This is a genomic window from Acinetobacter sp. YH12142 (genome assembly GCF_013418435.1).
Taxonomy (GTDB): Bacteria; Pseudomonadota; Gammaproteobacteria; order Pseudomonadales; family Moraxellaceae; genus Acinetobacter; species Acinetobacter amyesii.
The window spans coordinates 38,618-61,657 of the sequence record NZ_VPCB01000008.1; the positions used below are offsets into that span (position 1 = coordinate 38,618).

General features: G+C 41.4%; 17 protein-coding genes and 8 tRNA genes. 8 read left to right on the forward strand and 17 right to left on the reverse strand.

Annotated features, from left to right (window positions below; all coding sequences use genetic code 11):
• Nucleotides 1-108: 108 nt before the first annotated feature.
• Nucleotides 109-2,811, forward strand: coding sequence for a sulfite reductase flavoprotein subunit alpha (locus FTU77_RS08160; protein WP_180055518.1), 2,703 nt, complete (start codon nt 109-111; stop codon nt 2,809-2,811).
• Between the two features lie 104 nt (nt 2,812-2,915).
• Nucleotides 2,916-3,686: a YdcF family protein gene (locus tag FTU77_RS08165; protein WP_180055519.1), complete on the forward strand. Its 771-nt coding sequence runs from the start codon at nt 2,916-2,918 to the stop codon at nt 3,684-3,686.
• Between the two features lie 56 nt (nt 3,687-3,742).
• On the opposite strand, the gene FTU77_RS08170 is transcribed toward FTU77_RS08165, so the two are convergent.
• The 11 genes from FTU77_RS08170 to FTU77_RS08220 all read right to left on the reverse strand — a co-directional run bounded on the left by FTU77_RS08170 (nt 3,743) and on the right by FTU77_RS08220 (nt 6,580).
• A complete protein-coding gene (locus tag FTU77_RS08170; protein ID WP_180055520.1) occupies nt 3,743-4,204 on the reverse strand; it encodes a DUF2750 domain-containing protein in 462 nt (153 codons plus the stop codon).
• Nucleotides 4,205-4,301: 97 nt separating this feature from the next.
• Nucleotides 4,302-4,377: transfer RNA gene (locus FTU77_RS08175), tRNA-Val, on the reverse strand.
• A gap of 98 nt (nt 4,378-4,475) precedes the next feature.
• Nucleotides 4,476-4,552: transfer RNA gene (locus FTU77_RS08180), tRNA-Asp, on the reverse strand.
• Nucleotides 4,553-4,596: 44 nt separating this feature from the next.
• Nucleotides 4,597-4,672 (reverse strand) — tRNA-Val (locus FTU77_RS08185).
• A 31-nt stretch (nt 4,673-4,703) separates the two neighbouring features.
• A tRNA-Asp gene (locus FTU77_RS08190) sits at nt 4,704-4,780 on the reverse strand.
• Between the two features lie 13 nt (nt 4,781-4,793).
• Nucleotides 4,794-4,869: transfer RNA gene (locus tag FTU77_RS08195), tRNA-Val, on the reverse strand.
• Nucleotides 4,870-4,890: 21 nt separating this feature from the next.
• A tRNA-Asp gene (locus FTU77_RS08200) sits at nt 4,891-4,967 on the reverse strand.
• 47 nt (nt 4,968-5,014) lie between these two features.
• A tRNA-Asp gene (locus FTU77_RS08205) sits at nt 5,015-5,091 on the reverse strand.
• 29 nt (nt 5,092-5,120) lie between these two features.
• Nucleotides 5,121-5,196: transfer RNA gene (locus FTU77_RS08210), tRNA-Val, on the reverse strand.
• A 462-nt stretch (nt 5,197-5,658) separates the two neighbouring features.
• Nucleotides 5,659-6,153, reverse strand: coding sequence for a cell wall-recycling L,D-carboxypeptidase ElsL (gene elsL / locus FTU77_RS08215; protein WP_180039709.1), 495 nt, complete (start codon nt 6,151-6,153; stop codon nt 5,659-5,661).
• Nucleotides 6,146-6,580: a YbaN family protein gene (locus tag FTU77_RS08220; RefSeq protein WP_180039707.1), complete on the reverse strand. Its 435-nt coding sequence runs from the start codon at nt 6,578-6,580 to the stop codon at nt 6,146-6,148. Before FTU77_RS08220 ends, elsL begins: the two co-directional genes overlap by 8 nt.
• 88 nt (nt 6,581-6,668) lie before the next feature.
• On the opposite strand from FTU77_RS08220, the gene FTU77_RS08225 reads away from it, so the two are divergent.
• The 3 genes from FTU77_RS08225 (at nt 6,669) to dapE (ending at nt 9,100) form a co-directional block, all read left to right on the forward strand.
• Nucleotides 6,669-7,532 carry a DUF1853 family protein gene (locus FTU77_RS08225; protein WP_180055521.1) on the forward strand — a complete coding sequence of 288 codons (864 nt, stop codon included), beginning with the start codon at nt 6,669-6,671 and terminating at the stop codon, nt 7,530-7,532.
• A gap of 163 nt (nt 7,533-7,695) precedes the next feature.
• Complete coding sequence (locus FTU77_RS08230; protein ID WP_180004989.1) at nt 7,696-7,845, forward strand: entericidin A/B family lipoprotein; 150 nt, start codon at nt 7,696-7,698, stop codon at nt 7,843-7,845.
• Nucleotides 7,846-7,966: 121 nt separating this feature from the next.
• Nucleotides 7,967-9,100, forward strand: coding sequence for a succinyl-diaminopimelate desuccinylase (gene dapE / locus FTU77_RS08235; protein WP_180039703.1), 1,134 nt, complete (start codon nt 7,967-7,969; stop codon nt 9,098-9,100).
• 69 nt (nt 9,101-9,169) lie between these two features.
• Here the strand turns inward: dapE and FTU77_RS08240 are convergent, their stop codons facing one another.
• The 6 genes from FTU77_RS08240 to pilG all read right to left on the reverse strand — a co-directional run bounded on the left by FTU77_RS08240 (nt 9,170) and on the right by pilG (nt 17,762).
• Nucleotides 9,170-9,637 (reverse strand): hypothetical protein, encoded by a 468-nt coding sequence (locus FTU77_RS08240; RefSeq protein WP_180039701.1) that lies wholly within the window; start codon nt 9,635-9,637, stop codon nt 9,170-9,172.
• A gap of 3 nt (nt 9,638-9,640) precedes the next feature.
• Nucleotides 9,641-14,155, reverse strand: a complete 4,515-nt coding sequence (locus FTU77_RS08245) for an Hpt domain-containing protein (RefSeq protein ID WP_180055522.1) — start codon at nt 14,153-14,155, stop codon at nt 9,641-9,643.
• Between the two features lie 162 nt (nt 14,156-14,317).
• Nucleotides 14,318-16,393: a methyl-accepting chemotaxis protein gene (locus tag FTU77_RS08250; protein ID WP_078192256.1), complete on the reverse strand. Its 2,076-nt coding sequence runs from the start codon at nt 16,391-16,393 to the stop codon at nt 14,318-14,320.
• A gap of 44 nt (nt 16,394-16,437) precedes the next feature.
• Nucleotides 16,438-16,974 carry a chemotaxis protein CheW gene (locus tag FTU77_RS08255; RefSeq protein ID WP_078191058.1) on the reverse strand — a complete coding sequence of 179 codons (537 nt, stop codon included), beginning with the start codon at nt 16,972-16,974 and terminating at the stop codon, nt 16,438-16,440.
• Between the two features lie 6 nt (nt 16,975-16,980).
• Nucleotides 16,981-17,349 carry a response regulator gene (locus FTU77_RS08260; protein WP_078191059.1) on the reverse strand — a complete coding sequence of 123 codons (369 nt, stop codon included), beginning with the start codon at nt 17,347-17,349 and terminating at the stop codon, nt 16,981-16,983.
• A 29-nt stretch (nt 17,350-17,378) separates the two neighbouring features.
• Nucleotides 17,379-17,762, reverse strand: a complete 384-nt coding sequence (gene pilG, locus FTU77_RS08265) for a twitching motility response regulator PilG (protein ID WP_078191060.1) — start codon at nt 17,760-17,762, stop codon at nt 17,379-17,381.
• A gap of 343 nt (nt 17,763-18,105) precedes the next feature.
• Between pilG and FTU77_RS08270 the strand changes: the two genes are divergently transcribed.
• From FTU77_RS08270 to FTU77_RS08280, 3 genes are read left to right on the forward strand one after another with little or no spacing between them, the layout of a single operon-like run.
• A complete protein-coding gene (locus FTU77_RS08270) occupies nt 18,106-18,699 on the forward strand; it encodes a hypothetical protein (RefSeq protein ID WP_373683064.1) in 594 nt (197 codons plus the stop codon).
• 46 nt (nt 18,700-18,745) lie between these two features.
• Nucleotides 18,746-19,849, forward strand: coding sequence for an efflux RND transporter periplasmic adaptor subunit (locus tag FTU77_RS08275; protein WP_180055523.1), 1,104 nt, complete (start codon nt 18,746-18,748; stop codon nt 19,847-19,849).
• A 23-nt stretch (nt 19,850-19,872) separates the two neighbouring features.
• Nucleotides 19,873-22,977 carry an efflux RND transporter permease subunit gene (locus tag FTU77_RS08280; protein ID WP_180055524.1) on the forward strand — a complete coding sequence of 1,035 codons (3,105 nt, stop codon included), beginning with the start codon at nt 19,873-19,875 and terminating at the stop codon, nt 22,975-22,977.
• Nucleotides 22,978-23,040 lie beyond the last annotated feature (63 nt).

Consider the following 23,040-nt stretch of genomic DNA (forward strand, 5'->3'; position numbering starts at 1 on the left):
AATTACAATAATGAGAATGAATATTACTTACTTTTTCCACATTCTCTACTACATCATCGTTTATAATTCGTCGCAATTCAGCAACCTTTTATCAATATTAAATCCATCATGTTTAAGAAAACCCTTTTCCAGATTCACTGGTTCTTGGGGATTAGTGCCGGCTTAATACTCTCGCTCATGGGGGTTACAGGTGCCATTTATTCCTATGAACAGCAAATACTTAAAGCAATCAATCAGGACAGTTATGTAGTTCAGGTTCAACAGCAGCCTAAACTAACCCCTGCTGAGCTTTATGAGCACTTTAGTCAGTCTGATCCTGACATGAAAATTAACAGCATCTCTATTGCCTCAGATGCTACCGCCTCAAGTACCGTGAATATTGTCAAGGAAGGTGCTCGTCGTGGCTATAACATGATGGTTAACCCCTATACAGCCGAAGTTTTACCTGAAATCAAAGGTCAAAAATTCTTCCAGTTTGTACAGCAACTACACCGTAATTTAACTGTTGGCCCTGTAGGTAAACAAATTACCGGCGCATGTACACTGATGCTGATTTATTTTGTATTGAGTGGTTTGTATCTGCGTTGGCCAAAAAGACATTCTGTAAAACAATGGCTTGCAGTAAAACCGAAACTCAAAGGACGTAATTTCCTATGGGATTTACATGCAGTCGTCGGCACATGGGTGATTGTTTTTTATCTCATTTTGGCATGTACAGGTCTGTACTGGTCTTATGATTGGTGGCGTAATGGCATGTTTAAAGTCATGGGCGTTGAACGTCCACAGCCCCAGTTACAAGAAGGTCCAAAACCGAATGGACAACCTGCTGAACAAGCGGGTGCAAAGCAAGGTGGTGAAAAACAAGCCACTGAGGCAAAACAAACTCATGGCGAACACCAAGCACGTTCTGAAAGAAATCCTGCAACGTCGAGTCCCTCTGAACACGGCGCTCAAGAAAATAAACATGGTGCTGAAGGTCGCGGAGAAAAACGTGGTCTAAAACCAGAACAAGTGAATATTGCCCTTACGCAAAGTTGGAATGGCTTTAATCAAAATATTGGTCGTGAATACTCAAGTGTCACTTTTAATATTCCGAAAAAAGCCAATGGTGAATTAGAAATTAACTTTGTGGATGCCGTCCCTCAACATGAACGTGCTCGCAACAAAGCGACTTATAACTACAAAACGTCTGCTCTCACCGATATCGAGTTATACGAAGATAAAAAGCTAAATGAAAAAATCATGACCAGCATGTTGCCTGTACATCGCGGTAGTTTCTTCGGACCGATTTATCAGTTCTTTGTGGTTATTGCATCCCTCATGATGCCGCTGTTCTTTGTCACAGGATGGATGCTCTATCTCAAACGTCGTAAACAGAAAAAACTGACACAGCATGCCCGTCAAAGCTTAGCACCAGTTACCATCGACCCAAATGCACAGCCTTGGTTAATTTGCTATGCATCACAAACAGGTCAGTCTGAACAATTGGCATGGCGTACAGCAACAAGCTTACAAGAGGCTCGTCAGCCTGTCACAGTGAAAGCTGTTCAGCAACTTTCAGCAGATGACTTAACGCAAGCCGCTCAGGTTTTATTTGTTGCAAGTACCTATGGCACTGGGGAAGCACCTGACCTCGCTTCAAGCTTTGAACGTAAACTGATGGCACAAGGCCTCGATTTGAGTCATGTTCAGTTTGCCGTATTAGCTTTAGGTTCTAAAGAATATCCTGATACTTTCTGTAGCTTTGGTCATGCGATTCATCGTTGGATGCAGAGTAATGCTGCGAAGCCCCTGTTTGACACAATTGAAGTCAATAATGGCGACACCCAAGCCATTCAAGCATGGAATAGCGCTTTAGCCAAAGCGACTAAACTTGAACTTCAGCACATGCAAATTGAAAAAACTTTTGATGCATGGACATTGACCAAACGTGATTTACTCAACCCGAACAGTTTAGGTGCACCTGCATTTAATATTGAGTTAAAACCGCAACATGAAGCCAATTGGCAAGCGGGTGATATTGCAGAGATTCAACCAGGTAATAGTGCTGAACGTATTGCAAACTTCATGCAAAAGTACCAAATTCAAAGTCAGCAAGTGGTTGATTCTACTCAGCAACGCATTGAAGATGCATTATGGGATCGTAACCTAAATACGGATGTTGAACCCTTTGCCAACCTTGATCATTTGCTTGAACAGCTTCCACCGCTTCCAACTCGTGAATACTCGATTGCCAGTATTCCAAGTCAGCAAGTATTACGCTTAGTGGTGCGTCAGCAATCCAATGCGGATGGTGAGCTTGGTTTAGGCTCTGGTTGGTTAACACAACATGCAGCGATCAATAGCACACTACAACTGCGTATTCGTACCAATGAATCATTCCATCTGATTGCAGATAATCGTCCTGTGATTTGTATTGGTAACGGTACAGGTATTGCAGGTTTACTCAGTCTTTTACATGCACGCGTTCGTCAAGACTATACGCAAAACTGGCTGATTTTTGGTGAGCGTCAACGCGCATATGATTTCTTTTATCAAGACATCATTGAAGCATGGCAAAACACAGGCTTAGTTCAACGCATAGACCTCACCTTCTCTCGTGATCAAGCGGAGAAACGCTATGTGCATCATGAGCTACGTGACCATGCGACCTTATTAAAATCATGGGTAGAACAAGGTGCCGTGATTTACGTCTGTGGTAGTATCAATGGTATGGCAACTGACGTTGACCACGCATTGATTGATATATTAGGTGAAGACGTTGTTGCTGAACTGCGTCAAGCTGGGCGTTACCGTCGTGATGTTTACTAATAAGATGTTTACTCATAAATAGTCCCAAATAAAAACCAGACCTCGTGTCTGGTTTTTTTTTCGCTATACTTAGGCCAAATACGGATACTGCTTTAATTTTTTGAATGAAAAGAATACTACTGCTTTGTGTAGGCTTGCTGCTCTGCGTAGATGCCATTTGGTTACTTACATTAGATAAAATTCATTTAGGCATCCTTTTACCCTTAGTCATTGGGTGTATTTTTCTTTTATCTGGACTATTTGCAACGCAAATCCACAATATTTTAGATCAATACCCTAAACTCAAAAGGCTCTGGTGTGCGGCATGGTGGTTGTTTTGGCTTTGGCTATTGAGCCTTTTACTGTTTTTTGCGTATTTACACTTCAATAGCCAGCAATCCAAGCCATTTACTTCCGTCCAAGCCATCATCGTTTTGGGTAGTGGTATTGAAAATGGTCAACCCTCTCCGACCTTAAAGGCGCGTCTCGATGCCGCAGCACCGTATGCCTTGCAACAACCCAATACTATTGTGATCATGACCGGTGGTTTAGGCTTTAATGAAAAAATGACCGAATCTTCCGTCATGAAACGCTATTTACTTCAACACTATGACATTTCAGCGGCAGGCATATATGAAGAAAGTAAAAGTACCAGTACAGAACTCAACCTGATCAACAGTAAAATGATTTTAAAACAACATCAGATTTCTCTTGATGCCCCCATTGCAATTGCCAGTAGTGACTTTCACCTCCCACGTGCAAAAGCAATTGCACGAAAGTTAGGCTATACACAAGTGTATACCATTGCAGCACCTACACCGCTGTACATCCGCTACAACTCTTGGTTACGTGAATATTTTGCCTTTTTGAGCGGTTTTGTACTTAACGAATATTAAAAAAAGCCCTTGTTTAATCAGTAAACAAGGGCTTTTTTTATGTTGTAAATAAACCATTAATTTAAACGAATACTACGTGGCAAAGGAATTTTAAGGTTTTCAAAAATTTCTGGGCGCTGTTGATAGACTTGATATAAATAATTTTTAATATCTAATAGCATCTTTTCTGGCGCAACCAAAATATTTTGCCCTTCTGGGGTTAAATCTAAAGATACTGTAGTGCTCTCGCTGCGTAAAAACGGAATGACTTTTTCGATAAAGTCTTTTAATGAAATTTCCTGAATTTCATAATTGGACCAATTGTCTTTAATTAATAAACGTGCCAAACCACGATTTTGCCAAATGGCGAAGGAACGCTGACCTGTAGGTGTCGCACAAAGTGCCCAACCATCTTGATATAACGCAATCACGCCACCTTGAGCGACCATATTTTCAATAAATTGTTTATAGGTTTGTTGAGGATTGTAATTTGTAGTTTGAGTTTTAGACGCTGCCTTGCGCTGATATGGATTTCTCATAGATCACATACAATATTAAAATTATTATAGAGCGGATTTTATGTAAATCAGAAAATTTAGGCAAGCTTTTGGATAAAGAAGTTTCTATAGAAGAATATGGTGGGCGCTGACGGGATCGAACCGCCGACATTCTGCTTGTAAGGCAGACGCTCTACCAACTGAGCTAAGCGCCCTGAGCGAAGAGTAACAAAGCGAAGCTTTGTCTGAGCGCAAGAGAAAAATCCAAGATTTTTCTAAAGGCATTCTCTTGAACAGAGATTTTTAAGATAAATGGCGCAGCGGACGGGACTCGAACCCGCGACCCCCGGCGTGACAGGCCGGTATTCTAACCAACTGAACTACCGCTGCATCACGTAGTTTCTTTCGAAACACAACCTATATCTTAAAAGATATGGTGGGCGCTGACGGGATCGAACCGCCGACATTCTGCTTGTAAGGCAGACGCTCTACCAACTGAGCTAAGCGCCCTTAAAGGGTACAACAATTATATTCTTTGAAATGGCGCAGCGGACGGGACTCGAACCCGCGACCCCCGGCGTGACAGGCCGGTATTCTAACCAACTGAACTACCGCTGCATCGCAAAAAATATGGTGGGCGCTGACGGGATCGAACCGCCGACATTCTGCTTGTAAGGCAGACGCTCTACCAACTGAGCTAAGCGCCCTCAAAAGGTCTATCATGTAAATGGCGCAGCGGACGGGACTCGAACCCGCGACCCCCGGCGTGACAGGCCGGTATTCTAACCAACTGAACTACCGCTGCACTTACACAATGTCGCTATTGTGGTTCAAACGAATTAAGATTTAAAGTGGCGCAGCGGACGGGACTCGAACCCGCGACCCCCGGCGTGACAGGCCGGTATTCTAACCAACTGAACTACCGCTGCACTCTAAATATCTTAACACTGAAAAGGCTTGGTGGGCGCTGACGGGATCGAACCGCCGACATTCTGCTTGTAAGGCAGACGCTCTACCAACTGAGCTAAGCGCCCTTTTCAAAACATGTTCATCGTTTGATGAGGTGCATTATAGAGAATCCTCACGGTCTGTCAAACGCTTTTCTAACTCTTTTCCACTTTTTCTGTTTGAGTGATTAAAAAATAAGTTATATTGCGGAAAAATCAGTATTTTTGAACATTTTTTAGCTATAAACCTGTAAATTTATTACTAAAAATATGACTTATATTCTGCATCATTCACATAAAAAACAGTTTTTCGCGTGGACTCATAACTAATCATTCAGCGAACCGACGATTAATTCATCACATACACTACATTCTAAAACACCACAGTGTACAAAATACATTCAAACACGATTTTCTGTTAGTTTGCGAGCATTAGTCCTGACAAAAGTCCTGACAAAAAAACGCCTTTCAAACTCACTTTAATTTTTCAAATCTTTGTTTTGATGCCATGAACTTCGTTTTTCATGGCTTGTGCTTTTAACGACGTGTTCAATGTTCAGTGATGTAAACCAGCGCATTTAATGGAATCAATTGATAAAGTTCTACAACATCGCTGTTTCGCATGCGAATACAACCATGTGACATCGGTATACCCATAGGCTCGCGATCTGGTGTGCCATGAATATAAATATAACGTTTATAAGTATCACAGCCCTCACCTGCATTAAAGCCGGGTTCTAAACCACTGAGCCATAATATTCGAGATAAAATCCAATCCCGATCAGGGTGTGATGCAGCAAGTTGCTCGTCGTAAACCTCTCCGGTCCACTGACGTGCTTTAAAAACTGCATTTTGAGGTTGTTGTCCACCAAACTTTTCAGCGACTTGATGCCAGCCTCGTGGGGTCTTACCACTATTTTCCTGCTCACCAATGCCATTTTTACCCGATGAAATCAGGTAAAACTTATTCAGCTTCGGCAAAGTTAAAGTTTGATCTTTCAAGTTAATCAGGATATCGGCTTGATCTTGGGTATATTCAGACATGCTCTTGCTCTTTCTGCTTATCTTTATCTTCTTGTTTAGTCTGCGGCGATTGTTCAATAGTCCGCATCTGATTTGGCTCAGGTCGTGTCCATAACCAAATACCAACGATCAACATGGTTAAGTCCGTGAAAATCTTGACGGCAATCGGTGCAGAAGTAAAAAGCATAATCAGACCACTCACAAACATCATGATCGATGCAAACCATTTTGCTTTGCGGGGGACGGTGCCATTTTCGCGCCAAGCGCGTAGGGTTGGGCCGTATTTAGGATGATTCAATAACCACGCATCCATTTGTGGCCAGCCTTTTGAAGCTGCCCATGCTGCTAATATTAAGAAGACTGTCGTGGGCATTCCCGGCAATAAAGCCCCTATAAAGCCTAAAATGACAAAGACAACCACTAAGCTTCGCCAAAACAACGTCTTCATACCGCTACCCTGAACTTTCAATTCAGGTAGTATAAGATGTTTTTAACAATTATCCGTTGTTATTCTGCATTATTCGAAAGGTTTCAATATGGCTGTAACCCCGACAACGTCGTCTTATTTTGAGCCATGGTTGCAATTTAAACAGCCCTTAGTTCGCCAATTGGCTTTCTGTATTGCTAGCCCAAATATTCTGCAGCAAATTCCCAATGAACTCGAAATCCGCTATCCCTTTCATTTTCATCCAAACGAGCTTTGGCATAAATATTTTGAAGCCTATCTTCCCCGTTTAAAACAACTCGAACAACACCCAAGTGAATTAGTAGAATTTTTACAAAAATTAAAAAGTACTCGCCTTGGTTTACGTTTCGAAATGTTTATATGGTTTTGGCTTCTCGATCACCCATACCATCCATACCAGTTACTCGGACATAGCATTCAAAAAATTGACGGCCCTCGTACAGTTGGTGAACTGGATTTTGTTTTAAAAAATACCGAAAGTGATGAAATTGAACATTGGGAAGTGGCTTTAAAATATTATCTAGCCGAGCGCGATTTTCAATTACCCTATTGGTATGGCTTAAATCGTAGTGATACTTTGGCTCGTAAGCTTAATCATTTTACCCAAAAACAATTCCAATTTGATGAAGCACTTGGGCAGCAGATTCAACAGCGCTATTGTGTTTTAAAAGGTCAATTATATTTACCTATTCAGCGTACCAACACATTGCCAAACTGGGTCAATCCTGCGCGCAGAATAGGTCAATGGGGACACGCTATTCCATCCACAAGTCAAGGCTATTATCGCTTACAACGACATGAATGGATCTGCGTGCAGCAGCAACCCACAAGTGAAACCGCTCATTGGTGGACAGATGGCCTGTATAAAAAAAGCAGTGATGAAAGCTATTATATGTATAGACAACCACGCTTGGTTTTACCGCAAATCACTTAAAATAACGGAAGGCGAAATTTGTAGTTTAGTAGAAATTACATTAATTTACTTAATCACCATAAAAACCACCTACTGTTTAATACGGCCATTTTTTAATCTAAATCTCACATCAGAATAATTTATTCCTCTAAAAATTATTCTTTCATAATGGAGAATACAGTCAATGAAAAAAATTCTAGCTGCATCACTTATGGTCGCTTTTATACTGACAGGTTGTAATACAGTAAAGGGTATGGGTCAAGACGTATCTAAAGCTGGAGATGCTGTAACCAATACTGCTGAGAAAACTTCGGAAGAAATTCGCCGCAATTAATTTATTTCCCAAGATTTTATAAAAGAGCCCTATTTTTTTAATAGGGTTTTTTACGTCTAAATTTCCCTTCGCTTGTTGATTCGCCTATTATATTGCGACATTTTTGACTTCTGTATTTAGCATGACCTCAACAGCAACTCTTGATCTCAGCCTAGAACTACTGCGCCAACCGTCGGTGACACCGATTGACCATACCTGCCAGAACATTATGGCGGATCGTTTAGCCAAAATTGGCTTTAACATTGAAAATATGCGTTTTGATGATGTAGATAATCTTTGGGCACGTAAAGGGACTGAAGCACCAGTATTTTGCTTTGCAGGTCATACGGATGTAGTACCTACGGGTAACTTGGATGCATGGGGTTCTGACCCATTTCTTCCTGAAATTCGCGACGGTAAACTGTATGGTCGTGGCAGCGCAGATATGAAAACCGCGTTGGCAGCTATGGTTGTTGCTTCAGAACGTTTTGTTGCAAAGCATCCAAATCATAAAGGTTCGATTGCATTTCTTATTACCTCTGACGAAGAGGGTCCTTCGATCAACGGGACTGTCAAAGTTGTTGAAACTTTAGAAGCGCGTAATGAAAAAATGACTTGGTGTTTGGTGGGTGAACCATCTAGCACCAACACACTTGGCGATATTGTTAAAAATGGTCGTCGTGGTTCGCTAAATGCGAATTTAACGGTTAAGGGTAAACAAGGGCACGTTGCTTACCCACATCTAGCGGTCAATCCAATCCATACAGCATCAAAGGCACTGGCTGAACTTTGCGATACCGTGTGGGATAATGGCAACGAATACTTCCCCGCAACATCTTTTCAAATTTCCAATATCAATGCCGGTACAGGCGCAACCAACGTTGTTCCGGGCACGATGAATTTACTCTTTAACTTCCGCTATTCAACAGAAGTGACGGCGGACGAACTCAAAGCACGCACCTTGGAAATTCTAGATCGTCATGGCGTTGAATATGATATCTCTTGGACGTTATCTGGTCTTCCATTCCTCACCCCTGTCGGTGAGTTAGTGAATGCCGCACGTGATGCCATTCGAGATGTTACAGGGACTGAAACAGAACTTTCGACCAGTGGTGGTACTTCTGATGGTCGATTCATTGCACCTACAGGTGCGCAGGTGCTTGAATTGGGTGTTTTAAATGCCACGATTCACCAAATCAATGAACACGTCAATGTGGCAGAACTGGAGCCACTTTCTGAAATTTACGAAAAGATTTTAGAAAACCTGTTGGCTTAAATATTCCCTGCATAGTCAAAAAAAAGGAACTCCATTGAGTTCCTTTTTTTATATCGCGTTTTGCAAATATTAAGCCGCTTGAAGCCCAATACTGTTTTGAATATTGGCTAAATTTGGAATATGAAATACCTGATCGGCCAGGCGTACATATTGGAAAATATTGGCGTCTTTCACAGCTTTTTCTTCATCAACCACTTCAGAAATACGCAGACGAATGGTTTTCGGCATTTCATTACACATCAGTGCAAAACGCTGTCCAACATCATCACCTTCAATCACCAAAGCCACGCCCTGATTTTTTGCAGGATCATTGACCGAGAAAACAGGCAATTTCAATTCATGCCATTCAACAAAAGGAACCTTGGTTGCACTATCGAGCGCTGAAAGCACAATATTTTGTGGCAACAACATTGGCTCTTTACCATGACAATCAATGATATACGCATCTATAAAACCGGTAGAAACCGTAATAAGATGTTGCAGTTCCTGTTGATCAATTTTATCGCTGACAACCTGAGAAACAGTATTTTGGCTCATAGATTACCCCTGCTTTTCTGCAATTAAAGCTTCAATATTGGCAAGCAATTCAGCTTCTTGGAATGGTTTACCCATATAGTGAGTCACACCTAAGCTAAATGCACGCTCACGATGTTTTTCACCTGTACGCGATGTAATCATAATGATTGGCAAGTCACGGTGAATGTCGTGGTGACGGACTAAGTTAGTCACTTCGAAACCATCCATACGTGGCATCTCAATATCAAGTAGCATCAAGTCTGGACGGACATTTTCAAGCTGTTCAATTGCATCCACACCATCTTTCGCTGTCACGATGTCATAACCTTGACGTTCAAGTAAGCGTGAAGTCACCTTACGTACTGTCACCGAGTCATCGACAATCATCACTAAACGACGCGCATTGGCTTGACGGCCCAAATCACGCTGCTCAGCTGAATGTTTAACACGCTGTGTAGTTTGAATTTGACGTGCAATATTTTGCCCATCCAAAATCAAACATACATGACCATCACCTAGAATCGTGGCACCTGCAATCGCGGCCACACTGGTAAATTGTTGACCAATTGGTTTCACCACGATTTGAGAACGTGATCCCACCAGCTGATCGACCAATAAAGCAATGGTTTGACCACTGTTGCCTTTTATTAGCAATACAGGCAATGAATGGCCGACATTATTTAAACGTGGAATTGGCTGATTACCCACAAACTCTGATAGATAACGTAGTTTGTAATTGGTGTTGTCAATTTTAAACACGTCATCCTTACTATTGAAGTAAGTTTCAAGTGCCGTAGGTGCAATACGGACAATACGTTCAATTTGCGCTAATGAAATCGCATATTGCTGATCGCCCGCTTTCACCATCAAGGCATCGCTGACCGCTACTGTGGTTGGTACACGAATGGTAAAGGTCGTCCCTTTACCTAACTCAGACTCAACGGAAACATGACCACCCAAGGCTTTAATTTCACTTTGCACCACATCCAGACCAACACCACGACCCGAAATTTGCGTTACCGCTTGTGCCGTTGAGAAACCTGGATGGAAGATCAATTGCAAGATTTCTTGTTTATCGAGGAACTGATCCGCTTTGATTAAACCAAGTTTTAAGGCTTTGTCTTTAATTTTGGTTTCATCAATCCCTTTACCATCATCACTGAAAGACACCAGCACATCAGTACCCTGACGACTAATGTTCAAGACGATGCTACCTACTTCTGGCTTTTTCAAAGCCAAACGGTCAGCAGGATCTTCTAAACCATGGTCGACCGCATTACGCAGCATATGTTCAAATGGTGTCACCAAACGCTCTAAGATCGTGCGGTCCAATTCACCTTCTGTATTTTGAACAATCAATTCTGCAGGACGGTTCAAGGTCGAAGAGGTTTGACGCACAATACGTTGTAAACGTGGTAACAAACGATCAAATGGCACCAAACGGGTACGCATCAGACTTTCTTGAATTTCTGACTGAATACGTGATTGTTGTAATAACAAACCTTCCGCATCACGGATTTTTTCTGCCAAGGTGCTCTTGAAGTCAACCAAATCCGACGCAGATTCGGCTAGAGATTTTGACAATTGGTTAATCGATGAATATTGGTCCATCTCCAATGGGTCGAAATCCGCATAGCGTGAATTTTCAGAACCATGTTTGGCAATAATTTGTGACTCAAGCTCACCATCCATTCGACGTAACTGGTCAGCAAGTCGCTTAATTGCTAACTCCATTTCATTCAAGGTATTGCCTAGCTGACCTAAGTCCATCTCAATACGTGAACGGTTAATCGAGTTTTCGCCTGATAAGTCAATCATCTTCTCGACGAGATCAGCCGAGATACGAATCATCTCATTGCTGTTATCAGACGAATTGGCTTCAGACCATTCACCCAACATAGATGGAGGTTCAACACCATCACCTTGAATAAATTCAAAGCCTTTACTGACAATACCTTGTTCTAATTCTGCAACACGGTTTGGCAATTGAACCGTAACATCCACATACTGAATGGATTCTAGGCTCAATTTGATGCTGTCAAAATTACTATAGTCGTGGTTGAAGATCGCTTCTTTTAACCATGCCAACGTCGTTTTGAGTAAGCCGTCATATGCATTTGAGTTGAAATGATGAACCGCGAAATGCTCAAACGTCGTCTCAAGTTGATACGCAATTGCGGCAACAGGTTCATTTTCAACCATACGCGCACCACCCTTAATACTGTGGGCAGCACGTTGTAATTGAAGCAATACGTTACGGTCACTACGTTGTTCAGTCCATTGATTTAATAATTGAACGGCTTGTTCAAGAATTTCCTCAGACTCTTCAAGGAAGGTTTCTTCCATGACAGAACGTAGATCGTCATCTGGATGCTCAACATGTTCAGCAACCGCATGTTCAAGATGTTCAACAGCAGACTCAGTGTGAGCCGTCGTTTGAGCTTCAACCACTGCTTCTGCAGTGTCTTCAGCAACATCCATCGGCTCTGACACCGATACATCTGGTTCTACTGCTGTTTGTTCAGTTTCAGCAGAAATAGGGGCCGAAGCCAATGCAACAGCTTCTGAACGCTCTCCTGCCACAATTGACTGAATATTCTTGAGAATATCGATCACATTATTCGCTGGGTAGTCGATCCCTTGGTCACGAATGGTTTGAATACGATCTGAAATATCATCCTGCACTAAACGAATAATTTGAATTAACGCAGGCGTAATCGAAATTTGCTGACGAATAATGCGCTCATAAATCGACTCTAATTCATGCGAAATTAAACCCACATGAGACGCGGCAATCATATTTGCACCACCTTTTAGGGTATGCAAATAGCGCATTAAATTATTCAAAGCTGAAGTATTGGTCTGATCACGTGTCCAAGTACTGAGGTCTTGGTCAATCCCCACCAATAATTCTTCTGCCTCTTCAATAAAGATCCCTAAAAGATCTTCATCAAAGTCATTATTCGCATCAGCCGCTTGCATCTGTTGATGATCAAGTTGAATACGCTGACTTAATTGTGCAAAGTCTACTGCTGTTGTATTTGCAACAGCGGCTTTATCTTCTACTGTGGCAACAGGTTCAGCAACTACATGAGCTTCTGGTGTAGTCGTCGCTGCAACTGCTTCAATGTCTTGTTGAACAAATGCAGTCAGCTCATTTAAGAAACGCTGAACCTCTTCACTTAACACTACACGCTGACCCGCAGCTAAAGTGTCAAATAAGTGAATGAACTCTTGATGTGCTTGCGCAAATAACTCATAGCCATAATCAGCATGGAGCAATTCAGGCTTTTCAACTAAAGACTGATACGCTGCACACAGTTGAGTTGTGAAATCATGAATACCAACAGACGCACGATTATCCGTATGTTTAATCAACTCTAAAGCTTGCTGACTAAGCTGTTGAATATAGTCTGGGAATTCAGCAAGTGCACGTTTATCAAACTCAAATTCAGCATCTAATAACTGATCAATATTTAATTCGATTAGTTTAGAAACCAAACCTTGTGGATTATCTTCAGGCGCCAATTGATCTTGGCTAGCAAAACCATAATCATCCCAAGCAGCTTTGAAGGTTTCATAAATAGATGCAAGATTTGCCTTATCCCCTGAACGCAGCACGTGTAAATAATCACGAACAAATTCAGCATATTGAATCAATAAAGCAGCTTCTTTCGAGCTCGATACGATTTCGTCTTGCAATAAGGTTTTGAATAAATTTTCAACTTTTGAACTGGCTTCAAAAATCTCTTCGATTTGTGCCATCGACGAACTACCACGTAAGGTGTGTAGCGCGCGAATCAAGCCATTATAGTCTTGTGATTTACTATCATCAGATTGGAGGAACTGATCAATCGTTTGTAGATGTTCTTCAGCTTCTTCAATAAAAATGCTCACAGTCTCTTCGACCAGTGATGCATCTGCATCCACTTGCTCAAGAGTTGTTTCTGATTCGGCCACTGCATCGATCGTGCTTTCAACTACTTCCACATGTTCTGTAGTTTCAACTTCAGTCAGCTCTAAACCAGTGACAGCATCTTCAGATTTTAATTGATCTGCCAGTTTTAATAATTCTTCGAGTGCAGGCTCAAGGCTAATATTTTGTTGTAATTGTTGCCCCATTAAAACCAATGGACGTAAGTCAACATCCAATTCGGCAACATTTTTAAACCGTGGATAGAGCTTATATTGATAAACATTTAAAACTGTTTGTGCAAACTTTTGAACGGTTGGCGTTAACTGTACTGAACCTGCAATAACACGATTCAGCGTATCTTCCACTGCCCATGCAGTTTCACCCGCCGATTTTGCCCCGACCATACGACCTGAACCTTTCAGGGTATGGAAATGACGACGAATCGTCGTTAAAGTGTCTTTATCTTGTGGATTTTCCAACCAAGTTGTAAATAAACCCGCCAGCTCTTCAAAGATCTCTTCTATTTCTTCAACAAAAATCTCTAAAATTTCTGCATCTTGATCAAGATAACTATCTTCAGGAAGCGTAGTTGTTTCAACTAAATTTTTTAATATTTCTTTCATAGCTAAGGCTTCTTATGTTTTGCCACCAAGAAGGTTGCTCAAACTTAATTGTAACCATCACCTAAGACTTAACTGTGACGTTAAGTTCACCTTATCGATGTGTTATCTGTAATCGGTGCAGTACCCTAACCGTAGCTAAGGTACTGCAGGTTTGCGCCTGACTTACTCTGGGAGTTTAAAGTCAGATACAGATTCACGTAATGATTCAGCCATGTTCGCCAATTCAGATACCGAACGTGCAGTATCAAATGTTGCACTGGTGGTTTGCGAGGTAATTTCTTGTACAACGTTCATCGTTGTCGCAATATGACCTGCTGAAGCAGACTGAAGTTTTGCAGCATCCGAAATGTTTGCAATCAGTTTCGCCAAGTTACCCGATACAGACTGAATTTCATCCAGTGCTACGCCGGCATCCTTAGACAAGTTCGCACCACGTACAACTTCCGAAGTCGTTTGTTCCATTGAAATTACGGCTTCGTTAGTATCCGTTTGAATGGTTTTTACCAAGCCTTCAATCTGTTTGGTTGCAGACGCTGAACGTTCCGCAAGACGCTGTACCTCATCCGCTACCACGGCGAAACCACGACCTGCTTCACCCGCCATCGACGCCTGAATTGCTGCGTTTAATGCCAAGATGTTCGTTTGGTCGGCAATATCGTTAATCAGTGCGACAATGTTACCAATCTCTTGAGAAGACTCACCCAAACGTTTAATACGTTTTGAAGTTTCTTGAATCTGCTCACGAATCGTGTCCATACCTTCAATTGAACGGTTTACAACATCTGCACCGTTTGCAGCAATTTGTACTGAACGTTCTGCTACGACAGCTGATTCTTCAGCGTTCGAAGATACTTGGTCAATCGACATTGCCATTTCGTTAATCGCGGCAGATGCACCAGCAATCTCTTGCGCCTGATGCTCAGATGCTTCTGCAAGCTGGTTGGTAATACCCTGCGTATTCGCCGTATATTGTGCAACTTCTTGAGAAGTTTCTGTAATACGCGATACAAGGTCACGTAATTGGTCGATTGCGAAGTTAATCGAGTCGGCAATCGCACCCGTAAAGTCTTCAGATACCGTCGCATACGAACGTAAGTCACCGTCTGCAAGATCGGCAATTTCATCGAGTAAACGTAAAATCGCGTTCTGGTTACGGTCATATTCTTCTTGAAGACGGGTTACACGGAATTTATCCGATTGACCACGTAAAGAAAGAAGTTTGAACACACAGATCAAGAAGGCTGTTAAAGCAAGAATCAACAGTACCGCAGGTAAAATGGTTTTCAAGCCTGTGCTAGAAGACAATTGATTTAAGTTGTCCAACAATTTGTCTGACTCAGCAAAAATTTGTGAAGATGCTTTACGTACGTTCACAATTTGCGTTGAGTTTTTCAAAATTGTCGCAGCCGCTGATTTTAATACATCGTCATATTCAGCTTTAATGCCTTCAAGTGACTCACGTAATTCAGGGCTTTCAATACGTTGTACACCAAGCTCTGTACTACCATCCAATTGAGCATTTAAGTACAAACCGAAGGTTTCAGTATCGGCACTGAAGTCATCTGCAGACTCACGTGAGCTATCAGAACCTGAAAGCACCGAACTGATCGAACGTAAAATACGTTCTGCAATGAATACCTGGTTTTTCGCAATCACCACCTGGTTCGAAGGCATGTCTTGACGTGCCATTTGGTCGACCATCAAGTTATATTCCGCCTGAATCCCCGGAATGGTTTCACCAATCGCGATGTTCGTGTCATATAACTTATTAATGATTTTTTGTTGCGAAGTAATCAAGTCAATACTTTTTGAAACCTCAGCCCACTGCGTATCTACAGATTTCAGCGCATCTGTATTTGCATGAATGTCTTTTACAGTTTCTAAGTTTTCTTTGAACGAATCTTGAGAGGCAATTAATTTTTTCATTGCATCTTCAGTACCTGAAGCAGTTGCCTCAGTTGCTTGACGCGAAATTGTTTGCGAAAGAAGACGGAGTTCACCCAAACTTTGCGTTAATTGGTTACCGCGAGGAACGCTATAGAATAGGTATAATAAAATAATCGTTGCCAGTACTAATGAACCAATCGCACCATAAATAAATGGTTTGGATTTTTCACTATCACCAAAAACTCGAGATAATTGATCTGTCTGTGATTGCAGTTTTGCCAGAAAAGCATTACCGCCTTTACGACCACTGGTGCTTTCACCCGTATTTTTCTTTTTAAGTTTAAAGCCCATTCAGCTTCTCCCCGATTACGCCTTCTTTCGTTCGTGCGCGACAATTAATTTATAAATTTTATAGATGCGTTCATGTATTTTGGATTTTGCAGTAAACGACTGAAGAGAAATACATTCCACTGCTGGTTATGCTGGTGGAAATACCCCTGACAATATTCCTGCAAATTTCGATCCAACTCATTATGTTTAGAAAAATAACTTTTCTTATTAAAGTGTTGAATACCCAAAACTTGATCGACTACCAAACCGACATAATGGTCATTATGACTAATACATAAAACTTTTTGAGTGGGTGAAAAACTACTTCGATGACCGGTTATATATTGTGCTAGGTCAGACAAAGAAAGTAAGCGTCCCCGAATATTGGCTAATCCCATCACCCAAGGTTGGGTGTTGGGAACTGGCGTATATTTTGGTGGGTAGATCACTTCAGCTACTTCACCTAAAGGAGCAACGTAATATTGCCCCATCATCTCAAAAGCAATGCCTGACCATCGGTTTACTTCATTTTCAGTGGAAACGTAGTTTTTGTTTCCTCGTTTTGCGATTCGAAGTAATTCGATAAATCCATTTGCTGCCATAGAGCTTTATCCTGCATTGAGGTGTTGCTTAATCACATCAATTAATTGTTTTTCGTCTACAGGTTTAGTCAGATAATCAGAAGCACCTTGGCGTTTACCCCAAACACGGTCAGTTGCCTGATCTTTGGTACTTACAATGACAATCGGGATATGTTTGGTGGTCGCACCACGTGCAATTTGACGTGTTGCTTGGAATCCATTCACACCCGGCATTACCACATCCATTAAGACCAAATCAGGTAACTCAGCTTGAGCCATTGTCACACCATCTGCCCCATTTGAAGCTTCAATCACTTCAAAACCGTGTTTACCTAAAATTTCTTTAAAACGGAATGTTTCTGTTGGTGAATCATCAACGATTAGGATACGTGCCATGCTTTTTCCCCAAAAAATAAAAAATCTAATTAAGCTGTAACGTGATTACGGATTGCATTCAGCAATTCATCTTTACTGAATGGCTTCGTTAAGTATTCATCCGAACCCACAACACGACCCTTCGCCTGATCAAATAAACCGTCTTTACTTGAAAGCATAATCACAGGAATATTTTGATAATTTTGAGAGTTTTTAATCAGGGCACAAGTTTGATAGCCATCAAGACGTGGCATCATAATATCGACAAATACGATATCTGGATTCGCATCTGCAATTTTTGAAAGTGCTTCAAAACCATCTACAGCAGTGACGACTTCACATCCTTCACGCTGAAGCAGCGTTTCGGCCGTACGACGAATGGTTTTTGAATCATCAATTACCATGACTTTTAGATTTTGGAATTTATCGTCCATTTATTGACCCTACCCATTGAGGATGTACAAACAATTAAGTTAGCAGCATTATTATTTACAAGTTGTGAACATTTTTAACATATCTTTACTTGCGTTTTCAATGAACATTTTCTGCGCAAACACACAAGATTTCTTGTTTTTATTAACTGCTTCACACTTTCCGATGACCAACGATTTTTTTTTAACTTGGAATAGTATTTAATTGTCTTAATTAAGCATATTATAGCAAGATTATTACTTTAAAATAAGTAATTTAGTCAACTTTAAACTGGGGAGTACAAGGTTGAGTCCGTTTACAAAAAAAATTCACTTGATTGGCCTTAAACATTTCTCAAAAAAAGTCATTCTGACGACTTGTTTACTGGCTTATACCCCGCTTTTATTTGCTGCACCAACCAATACGCAGCAACCACAAAAGGCGACTTGGTATCGTTACTATGACAGTAAAGGCATAGCAAACATCAGTACCAATGTGACACCAAATCACATCCGCTATGGTTATGAAGCACTTGATCAAAATATGCAAGTGATTAAACGTAACCGCCCCTACAATGCTGAAGCGGACGTTAGACAAGCTCCTCAGCGTGCTGCCCAAGCACGTCAGCAAGCTTCAGATATCAAACTTAAAAAAGCCTATACCAATAGCCGAACTGCGGCCATTAAAAAGCGTGATGCACTGACTGGTATACGTAAACAGATCGTGTTTGAACAAGAACAATTAAAACAATTACAAAATGATCGTGTATTATTTGTTCGCCAAGAACGTGAACATTTTCGAAAAGGTGAAACCGTTCCGGCAAAATTAAAAACAATGTTGGATAATAATCAAAAAAATATGGTAGCGAAAAAAGAATACATTCAATCGTTACAAACTCGCTATCGAAATACAGAAGCTGAATACGACAGAATTATTACGCGTTTAAAAGCGATGGAATAAACTTGTTATTCAATTGCTTTTGTAGACCGCTGATATAAGGACCATTATGCAATCTGCACAGCAATCATCCCCATTTTTAAAGCTTAGCCTGCTTTGCATAAGCCTGACTTTGGCTGCATGTCAAAAAGAAGATTCGCAGCAAAGTGTTAAACTAGAAAATAAGATTGAATTGATTCAACAAGATCTGGTCACGATCGAACAAGGCAACGCAATTTCCAAAACTGCATTTACAGGCACCATTCGGGCGGTCAATCAGAGCAGTATTCAAGCCCAAGTCACTGCGACTGCAACCAATGTTAATGCAGAGGTCGGACAACGTGTCAGCAAAGGCCAAGTATTGGTGCATTTAAATAATCAAGACAACGCAGCACGTCTTGCTCAATCTCAAGCGAACCTCGCATCCACGCAAGCTCAAGCCAATCAAGCCAAACTAATGATGGAGCGCAAACAGCGTTTGCTGAATCAAGGCTTTATTTCCAAAGTAGAGTTTGAACAAAGTCGTGTCGATTACCAAGCTCAAATGGAAAATGTTCGTGCCCAACAAGCCAATGTCGATATTGCACGTAAAGCCAATCAAGACGGCACCATTTATAGTCCTATCCAAGGCGTGATTACCAAACGTGATGTTGAACCGGGACAAACGGTTGCTGCCGGACAAACCCTTTTTGAAATTATCAATCCAGACCAATTAGAAATTCAAGCCAAATTACCAAGTGATCAGCAGGCAGCGCTGAAAATTGGACAAAAGATTGAATATAACATCCAAGGCAATAGCAATTTACTCACAGCACAAATCAGCCGAATTTCACCGATTGCCGATCAAGCCAGTCGTCAAATTGAATTTTTTGCAGCCCCAAATGAAACCATTACATCATTAAGTATTGGTGCTTTTGTCGAAGGTCACATCTTAGGTACAGATAACATTTCAGGCCAAAAAATTCCACTCGACACCATTCAAAGTTTAAAAGACCAACCTTATGTCTGGGTCATACGTCAAAATAAAATTGCCAAAGTGCCTGTACAAATTTTGAATCAGAGTTATAGCAATAACACCGCGATTGTTCAGGGCTTACAAAATAGTGATCTGATCAGCCGAATTAAATTTAATGATTCAGATGTCAAACAAGATGTAAGTATCAGCCAAAATTAAAAGAATAAGGCAGGACAGTTGTTATGTGGTTAACCCGAATTAGTGTGAAATATCCTGTTTTCACCATCATGATGATGTTCTGTCTGATGGTGCTAGGACTCGCTTCTTGGCAACGTATGGGCGTTGAGGAATTTCCTGATGTCGACTTCCCTTTTGTTGTGGTCTACACCAACTATCCAGGTGCTTCTCCTGAATCTGTCGAATCTGAAATCACTAAGAAACTTGAAGATCAGATCAATACCATTTCTGGCCTCAAGCAAGTCATTTCTCAATCCAGTGAAGGTTTATCCACGGTCATTGTCGAATTTAATCTAGATGTCTCATCCTCGGTAGCTGCACAAGATATTCGAGATAAAATTGCACCAGTAACCGCACAATTTCGTGATGAAATTGATGACCCGATTGTAGAACGCTACGACCCTACTGCCAGTGCGATTATGTCGATTGTTTTTGAATCGAAGGACATGTCTTTACGTGATTTGAGTTCCTATCTGAATCAACGGATTGTGCCACAACTTAGAACAGTTCCTGGTGTCGGTACGGTCAATTTATTGGGCGATGCGCAGCGACAAATTCGAATACAAGTAAATCCACAAAAATTACAAAGTTTCGGGATTGGGATCGATCAAGTTATAAACACCTTAAAATCTGAAAATATTGAAGTTCCGGGAGGAACCTTAAAACAAAAGAATTCAGAATTGGTGGTCGAAATTAAATCTCGAGTTATTCACCCAAATTCTTTCGGAGATTTAGTGGTTGCCAATAAAAATGGCGCGCCGATTTATCTCAAACAAATTGCCGAAATAGAAGATAGTCAAGCCGAAATGGAGTCGAGTGCCTATCTGAATGGCAAAACTGCCGTTGCTGTCGACATTCTGAGAAGTTCGGACTCTAATGTGATTGAGGTGGTTGATAATACCCGTAAAACCTTAAGTAAAATTCAACAGCAATTGCCGCAGGGCACGACCGCAGAAATTGTGGTTGATTCATCTAAAGGTATTCGTGGCAGCATTAAAGATGTGGCACGTACCATAATTGAAGGTGCTGTACTTGCGGTATTCATTGTATTGTTATTTCTCGGCTCATTTCGTTCGACAGCCATTACAGGTTTAACCCTACCGATTTCGCTACTGGGCACCCTCACCTTTGTTTGGATTTTTGGTTTTACCATCAACATGATGACCCTACTGGCTCTCTCGCTGAGTATCGGTCTCCTGATTGATGATGCCATTGTGGTCCGTGAAAATATTGTCCGCCATGCCGATATGGGCAAGGACCACGTCACCGCAGCACTCGACGGCACGAAAGAAATTGGTTTAGCTGTATTGGCCACGACCTTGACCATTGTCGCGGTATTTTTACCTGTGGCATTTATGGGCGGTATTATTGGGCGGTTCTTCTATCAATTTGGTGTAACCGTCAGTACTGCTGTACTGATTTCAATGTTTGTAAGTTTCACCCTTGACCCGATGTTGTCTGCTCACTGGGCAGAGCGCCACGATCCAAATAAAAAGCCGGGTAAAATTAAACGTTTTTTTAACTGGATTTCGGGCAAGCTCGACAACCTAAGCCATCATTATGAAAAATTACTCAAGCTTGCTTTAAAATTTAGGCTCATTACCCTTTTAATCGCCGTCGCGTCTTTATTTGGCGCATTAGCTTTATCCAAAATGATCGGAACTGAATTTGTACCCGTACCAGACAAAGGTGAAATTCGGATCAAATTTGAAACACCCGTTGATGCAACCCTTGAATATTCGCAGGCGAAGCTTAAGCAAGTAGATCGTATCATTCGCCAACATCCAGAAGTCAAAGCCACTTATGGTGCAATTAATAGTGCCACTGATCGGGGTAAAAACCATGCCAGCATTCGTGTCACTGTTTCACCACGTACGGAGCGTAGTCAAACATTAACGGATCTCAACAATGAATTCCGTACCCGCTTAAAACATATAGCAGGTATTACTATTACCTCGATTGCCTCAGCTGATGAAACAGTATCGGGCGGCCAAAAGCCGGTTATGATCTCGATTAAAGGACCAGACTTAGATGAGTTACAACGCATTTCTGACCGCTTCATGAAAGAAATTTCGAAAGTCGACGGTATTGTCGACTTAGAAAGCTCACTCAAAGAACCTAAACCGACATTAGGTGTACATATCAATCGCGTTTTAGCCAGTGATTTAGGTTTATCCGTCAATCAAATCGCCAATGTATTACGCCCTCTTCTTGCGGGTGATAATGTAACAACGTGGAAGGATGATAAAGGCGAAACCTATGATGTAAATTTAAGACTCACTGAAGATCAGCGTCGACTACCAACAGACATTCAAAGCATGTACATCACATCGCAAAAAACCGATGCCACAGGCTTACCTATCTTGGTTCCATTGGCAAGTGTGGCTAGCTTTGAAGAAACACTTGGTGCTTCACAAATTAACCGTCGTGATCTGGCACGTGAAGTGATGGTTGAAGCCAACACGGCAGGTCGTCCCGCGGGTGATATTGGAGCCGAAATCAATGAGATTGAGAAAAATTTCGACTTGCCACCGGGTTATAGTTTTGTCACGCAAGGTGCCAATAAAGATATGGCTGAGTCTGCGGGTTATGCAATGACAGCGATTACGCTCTCTATTGTGTTTATTTATATTGTTTTGGGTTCACAATTTAATAGCTTCATTCACCCTGCAGCCATTATGGCTTCATTACCCTTATCATTGATTGGGGTTTTCTTAGCCCTATTCTTATTTAATTCAACCATGAACCTCTTTTCCATTATCGGGATTATTATGCTCATGGGCTTGGTGACAAAGAACGCAATTCTACTCATCGACTTTATTAAAAAAGCCATGGATCATGGTGTAGATCGTTATGAAGCGATTATTGAAGCAGGTAAAACCCGTTTACGTCCCATTTTAATGACTACCAGTGCAATGGTGATGGGTATGGTTCCGCTTGCACTTGGTTTAGGTGAAGGCGGTGAACAAAGTGCACCAATGGCACATGCCGTGATTGGCGGGGTGATTACCTCTACCTTACTGACACTCGTGGTTGTGCCGGTGATTTTTACCTATTTGGATGATTTCCGAAACTTCCTTGCACGTCAGGCCAAAAAAATCATGTCATAATGACAAAATCTAAAATGAGGTGACTTTGGAAAATGTTCACCTCATTTTTTATTGTATACTCTC

Excerpts from the sequence above, each read along its gene's own strand:
- elsL (WP_180039709.1), bottom strand. The coding sequence starts at position 6,153 with ATGTCTGAATATACCCAAGATCAAGCCGATATCCTGATTAACTTGAAA.
- pilG (WP_078191060.1), bottom strand. The coding sequence starts at position 17,762 with ATGGACGATAAATTCCAAAATCTAAAAGTCATGGTAATTGATGATTCA.
- FTU77_RS08255 (WP_078191058.1), bottom strand. The coding sequence starts at position 16,974 with ATGGCAGCAAATGGATTTATCGAATTACTTCGAATCGCAAAACGAGGA.
- FTU77_RS08170 (WP_180055520.1), bottom strand. The coding sequence starts at position 4,204 with ATGAGAAATCCATATCAGCGCAAGGCAGCGTCTAAAACTCAAACTACA.
- dapE (WP_180039703.1), top strand. The coding sequence starts at position 7,967 with ATGACCTCAACAGCAACTCTTGATCTCAGCCTAGAACTACTGCGCCAA.
- FTU77_RS08225 (WP_180055521.1), top strand. The coding sequence starts at position 6,669 with ATGGCTGTAACCCCGACAACGTCGTCTTATTTTGAGCCATGGTTGCAA.
- FTU77_RS08165 (WP_180055519.1), top strand. The coding sequence starts at position 2,916 with ATGAAAAGAATACTACTGCTTTGTGTAGGCTTGCTGCTCTGCGTAGAT.
- FTU77_RS08160 (WP_180055518.1), top strand. The coding sequence starts at position 109 with ATGTTTAAGAAAACCCTTTTCCAGATTCACTGGTTCTTGGGGATTAGT.
- FTU77_RS08240 (WP_180039701.1), bottom strand. The coding sequence starts at position 9,637 with ATGAGCCAAAATACTGTTTCTCAGGTTGTCAGCGATAAAATTGATCAA.
- FTU77_RS08280 (WP_180055524.1), top strand. The coding sequence starts at position 19,873 with ATGTGGTTAACCCGAATTAGTGTGAAATATCCTGTTTTCACCATCATG.
- FTU77_RS08220 (WP_180039707.1), bottom strand. The coding sequence starts at position 6,580 with ATGAAGACGTTGTTTTGGCGAAGCTTAGTGGTTGTCTTTGTCATTTTA.
- FTU77_RS08275 (WP_180055523.1), top strand. The coding sequence starts at position 18,746 with ATGCAATCTGCACAGCAATCATCCCCATTTTTAAAGCTTAGCCTGCTT.
- FTU77_RS08230 (WP_180004989.1), top strand. The coding sequence starts at position 7,696 with ATGAAAAAAATTCTAGCTGCATCACTTATGGTCGCTTTTATACTGACA.
- FTU77_RS08245 (WP_180055522.1), bottom strand. The coding sequence starts at position 14,155 with ATGAAAGAAATATTAAAAAATTTAGTTGAAACAACTACGCTTCCTGAA.
- FTU77_RS08260 (WP_078191059.1), bottom strand. The coding sequence starts at position 17,349 with ATGGCACGTATCCTAATCGTTGATGATTCACCAACAGAAACATTCCGT.
- FTU77_RS08250 (WP_078192256.1), bottom strand. The coding sequence starts at position 16,393 with ATGGGCTTTAAACTTAAAAAGAAAAATACGGGTGAAAGCACCAGTGGT.